The sequence below is a fragment of the Clavibacter lycopersici genome (genome assembly GCF_003576405.1).
Lineage (GTDB): Bacteria > Actinomycetota > Actinomycetes > Actinomycetales > Microbacteriaceae > Clavibacter > Clavibacter lycopersici.
Window position 1 is genome coordinate 1 of sequence record NZ_QWGT01000536.1, and the last position, 501, is coordinate 501.

1 pseudogene is annotated in these 501 nt (G+C 77.4%); it reads left to right on the forward strand.

Annotated features, from left to right (window positions below):
• A pseudogene (locus tag DZG00_RS16410) lies at window positions 1-501 on the forward strand (sortase); the annotation flags it as partial.

Genomic DNA, 501 nt, shown 5'->3' on the forward strand with positions numbered 1-501 from the left:
CGAGGTCCGCGAGCTGAACGGCCCCGACATCCCCCTCGACGACCTGGCCCCCGGCGACACGGTCGACTGGGCCGCCGACGTCACCAACGTCTCCGGGGACGGCTCGCCGCTCGCCGTGCAGCTCGACTCCATGCGCTCCATGGCGCTCACCGGCGACGCCGTCGGCGGGATCCAGCTGACCGTCCGCCTCTGCGAGGACGGCTTCGAGTCGCTCTCCGCGCCCATGCGCTGCCGCGGGCCCGTCGAGACGCTCGGATCCGGACCCGCCGCCACCCTCGAGCGCGTCGTCACGCGCACCCCGCTCGACGCGGGCCAGACCGTGGGCATCGCCGTGCGCGTGCGCTTCCCGGCCGGCGCGGACAACGGGATGGAGTCCACCGCCGGCATGATCCGCATCGGCTTCGCCCTCGTCGACGACGGCGCGGCCGTCCCCGAGCCCGGCACCGGCGGCGGCACCGACCCGGGCGCGGCTCCGGGCGGGGGCGGCGTCCCGCCCGCCGG